The organism is Pedobacter sp. HMWF019 (assembly GCF_003061025.1).
Lineage (GTDB): Bacteria > Bacteroidota > Bacteroidia > Sphingobacteriales > Sphingobacteriaceae > Pedobacter.
The window spans coordinates 1-2,824 of record NZ_QAIL01000480.1 but is presented as its reverse complement, the minus strand read 5'-3'; the positions used below and the strand labels follow the sequence as shown (position 1 = coordinate 2,824).

The following is a 2,824-nucleotide window of genomic DNA, read 5'->3' as shown; positions in this document are numbered from 1 at the left end:
CTGTAATGGGTATTAAGATAAAAGTGGCACAAAAGTAAAATTTTTATTTATAATTGGGTTACCATTCACATAAAAAAGTATTAATTGGTGAGTAAGAAGTTAAGCAGTTCAGTTCCAACAGATAGAGAGGTAGTTTTAGGGATACTTAATAACTCAGATGATGCGCTTAATAAACTGTATACAGGATATTTTCCGATGATACTGCAGTTTATTCTGAATAATAACGGTGATGAAGATGATGCAAAAGATGTGTATCAGGAGTCCATTATCATATTATATAATAAAATAAAGAGCGGCGATTTTGAATTAAGCAGTAAACTTAAAACCTATATATACTCAGTTTGCAGACGTATTTGGCTCAAAAAACTTTCAAAAGAAAGTAAGAAGGCCGTAAATGTAACAGACTTTGAAGATATAGAAGCGGTAGAGACAGATTTGGAGAAGCATGAGGAAAAGGACCGGCAGTTTGAAAAAATGCAGGAAGCCTTGCTCCATTTAGGGGAACCGTGCAAAACGATTATTCAGGATTTTTATATTCATAACTTGTCTATGCAGGAGATCTCTGAAAAATTTGGTTATACCAATACAGATAACGCAAAGACACAGAAATATAAATGTCTGCAAAGGTTAAAGAAGTTGTTTTTTCAATCTTAATGATACAATGAGGAACGAAATAGAGTTAGAGGCGATTATTGAAGATTACCTGAATGGTAAACTTTCTGCGGAAGAAGTGAAAGCTTTTGAAGAATTACGGATAAATGATCCTTCTGTGGACCATAAGCTGGTTGCGCACAAGGTTTTTCTGGATTCTTTGAAAGATTATGGTCATGTCCTTTCCTTGAAGGATAAGATGGATGCTGCCCATGCCACAATGGATGTGGAAGCGTTGAAAACTGAGTTTAAACCTCACACGTCCTCAATCATTAAGTTATGGCGCAACAACAAATCTGCAGTGGCTGTTGCGGCATCTTTCATTTTACTGGCTATGGTTTCTGTTTTTGCTATTCAGCACAATACCAAACAGAATGGCAGTTATGAGATGATGCGGAGAGAACTGGACCGGATTAAAAGTTCTCAGAATAAACTGATACGGAACATCAACAGCAATGCCAAAACGGAAGCTGCTCCTGTAAGACCAGCTAAATTTGGTGGTACCGGTTTTGCGATTACTTCGAATGGTTTTTTATGTACCAATCTACACGTGATCAACGGTGCTGATTCTGTATATGTACAAAACAGCAAAGGAGAGGCGTATAAAGCTAAAGTTTATTATACCGATCCTCAATATGATCTGGCGATTTTACAGATTGTAGATAAAGATTTTTCACCACTTTCGGCCTTACCTTATAAGTTAAAACGTAGTGCGGTTGGTATGGGTGAGAATGTATATACTTTAGGTTTTCCTAAGGATGATGCAGTTTTAGGCCAGGGTTATGTGAGCTCCAGAACCGGACATGCTGGTGATACAACGGCTTATCAGGTATCTATTCCGGTTAATCCTGGAAACAGTGGTGGACCATTGCTGGATAATAACGGAAACGTAGTTGGAGTGATCAGTGCGAAGGAAAACCAGGTGGATGGTGCTGCTTTTGCGATTAAATCTAAATATATCCTTGAGGCTTTGAGTGCTATTCCTTCTGATTCTCTGGGAAGAAGAAGTATAGCCAAAAAAAGTCCGTTACAGGGCCTGAGCAGGTTGAAACAGGTAGAAAAGATTCAGGATTACGTATTTATGATCAAGGTCTATAACTAGCCTCCGGAAAAATATAATTTTTTAAACCCCCGAAACTTATTCGTTTCGGGGGTTTTGTTTTTATAAATTTATCCTATGGAATTTGGTAAAGTAGTAGACGAACTGGTTAAACAGGTAGATTTTACGCTGCCGCCGGATGGGGCTCAGACGGGCGTAACCTTAAAAGGGAAGAAAATTGCGGACCCGCGTTTTTATATTGGCTGTGCAAAATGGGGTAGAAAGGAATGGGTAGGCATGATCTATCCGCCTAAAACAAAAGAAGCGAATTTTCTGGATGAGTATGCAAAGCATTTCAATTCTATAGAAATGAACGCGATATTTTATAGCATGCCTAAACATGATCAGGTTATGAAATGGAAAGAGAAAGCTGCCGGAAATGCAGAAAATGGCTTTGTCTTTTGTCCAAAGTTCCCCCAAATTATCAGTCATTTGAAAAGATTGAAAAATGCAGAGGAGGCTACAGATCAGTACATTTCCGGGATTAGTGAATTTGGTGAACTGCTGGGACCCTGCTTTTTACAGATGGGAGATAACTTTGGTCCCAATAATATGGAGGTGCTGGAAAGTTATTTAAAATCTCTTCCCGAAGATTTCAAAGTCTTTGTGGAGTTGCGCCATCCGGATTGGTTTGCTGATCCGGTGATTAGAAAGGATTTGTTTAAAATGCTGGCTGATCTAAATAAAGGGGCTATAATTACCGATGCCAGTGGCAGAAGGGATTGTTTGCACATGGAATTGACCATTCCTGAAATTTTTATCCGTTTCGTAGGAAATGGTCAGAGTCATGGGGATTCTGATTTTAAGAGGATTGATGAATGGGTAGTCCGGATTAAATCCTGGCTGGACAGAGGTTTGGAGAAGGTTTACTTTTTTCTTCATCAGCATGATGAAAGAGATACACCGGTTTTGGCAAACTATACCATTAAGGAATTTAATAAGCATTTGGGTAGTGCTGTTCCTGAAATTGAATTTATTACAAAAACAGGAGAATTATTTTAAATAGTATACTAAATTTGTAGAATATTATATTTGAATCTAAAAACCACAACATTATGAGTTTAAGACTAGGGG

The 2,824-nt window shown here is 38.0% G+C and carries 3 protein-coding genes; all 3 read left to right on the top strand.

Translation table 11 applies throughout. The annotated features are described in order from the left end of the window. Nucleotides 1-87 precede the first annotated feature (87 nt). Nucleotides 88-654 carry an RNA polymerase sigma factor gene (locus DBR11_RS24905; protein ID WP_108555288.1) on the top strand — a complete coding sequence of 189 codons (567 nt, stop codon included), beginning with the start codon at nt 88-90 and terminating at the stop codon, nt 652-654. A gap of 7 nt (nt 655-661) precedes the next feature. Beyond that, complete coding sequence (locus DBR11_RS24900) at nt 662-1,753, top strand: S1C family serine protease (protein ID WP_108555287.1); 1,092 nt, start codon at nt 662-664, stop codon at nt 1,751-1,753. Between the two features lie 75 nt (nt 1,754-1,828). Next, the gene (locus tag DBR11_RS24895; protein ID WP_108555286.1) at nt 1,829-2,752 is read left to right on the top strand and encodes a DUF72 domain-containing protein; all 924 of its coding nucleotides are present in this window, start codon (nt 1,829-1,831) and stop codon (nt 2,750-2,752) included. Nucleotides 2,753-2,824: the final 72 nt, after the last annotated feature.